The organism is Actinoplanes sp. NPDC004185 (assembly GCF_053603475.1).
The window spans coordinates 1-1249 of sequence record NZ_JBSGFR010000133.1; the positions used below are offsets into that span (position 1 = coordinate 1).

At 60.8% G+C, this 1249-nt stretch carries 1 protein-coding gene and 1 pseudogene; both read left to right on the forward strand.

The window, feature by feature from the left end; all coding sequences use genetic code 11:
• A pseudogene (locus tag ACWEOZ_RS44355) lies at nucleotides 1–290 on the forward strand (hypothetical protein); the annotation flags it as partial.
• The gene (locus tag ACWEOZ_RS44360; protein ID WP_105817664.1) at nucleotides 287–1117 is read left to right on the forward strand and encodes a glycosyltransferase family 2 protein; all 831 of its coding nucleotides are present in this window, start codon (nucleotides 287–289) and stop codon (nucleotides 1115–1117) included. The pseudogene ACWEOZ_RS44355 and the gene ACWEOZ_RS44360, both read left to right, overlap by 4 nt.
• The last annotated feature ends 132 nt before the right edge of the window (nucleotides 1118–1249 follow it).

The following is a 1249-nucleotide window of genomic DNA, read 5'->3' on the forward strand; positions in this document are numbered from 1 at the left end:
CCACGATCAAGATCGGAAGCTATGCCGTGATTTCGCAAGGCGCGCACCTCTGCGCCGGCTCGCACGATATCCATTCCGCTAATTTCCAGCTCGTGACGCGTCCGATTGCAGTGGGTGATCACGCATGGGTCTGTGCCGAGGCTTTTCTCGCGCCCGGTGCGGTCGTACCCGAGGGGGCCGTGGTGGGGGCGAGGGCCGTTGTTTCGCGGCCGCTCGAAGAGCCGTGGGCGGTGTATGCCGGTATGCCTGCCCGCCGAATCAACTCGCGCGTGCGCAGAGGGGTGCAATGACTTACGGATTCTCGGTCCTGATCCTGACGAAGAACGAGGAAGCGGACCTGCCGGGATGCCTGAAGAGTATCGATGGCGTGGATGACATCTGGGTCCTCGACTCGATCAGCGAAGACAACACCGTGCAGATCGCGAACGCGTTCGGCGCGCATGTCGTGGCGCGGGAATTCGACGGTTTCGCCGCGCAACGTAACCACGCGTTACGGAATTTCGGCTTCAGGCACGAATGGCTGTTGATCCTGGATGCGGATGAGCGACCGTCGCCGGAACTGCTGGATGAACTCCGCCGCTTTGCTTCCGATGCGCCCGACGAAATCGGGGCAGCCAGGATGCGGCGTAGAGACTACTTCCTGGGTCGCTGGTTGAAGCATGCGCAAATCTCGCCATACTTCATTCGGTTCGTGCGTCCGTCGCGCGTGCATTACGAACGCGAAGTCAACGAGGTTCTGATCGTCGACGGCGAAATTCATGAACTGGCCGGCCCGCTGGATCACTTTCCTTTCTCGAAAGGCATGGCTCACTGGATCGGCAAGCACAACGTCTATTCGTCGATGGAAGCAGGCGAGTTGCTGCGCCGGCGGCAGGCCGATTTTTCGATCACCAAGGCGCTTTTCGCTCGCGACTTCAATGTTCGACGATTTCATCAGAAGGCGCTGTTCTACAGGATGCCGTGTCGGCCGGTGTTCAAGTTTTTCTACATGATGGCCGTTCGCCGGTCGTTTCTAGACGGGCGCGCAGGGTGGCACTACACATTCCTGCAATGCGTCTACGAATATTTGATATCGGTAAAAGCCGTCGAACTTCAGCGGTCCGACGGCCGTCGTTGAACATCCTGCAGCGTGGTGAACCGGAAGACGGATACCGTGAGCGGCCGGCGGCAGGGTGGCCGGCTGCCGGGGCGGCGCGGGCTGGACCGTCGTTTCCGTCCACGCCCTCAGGTACCGGGCGGCGTTCGACAC

Excerpts from the sequence above, each read along its gene's own strand:
- ACWEOZ_RS44360 (WP_105817664.1), top strand. The coding sequence starts at position 287 with ATGACTTACGGATTCTCGGTCCTGATCCTGACGAAGAACGAGGAAGCG.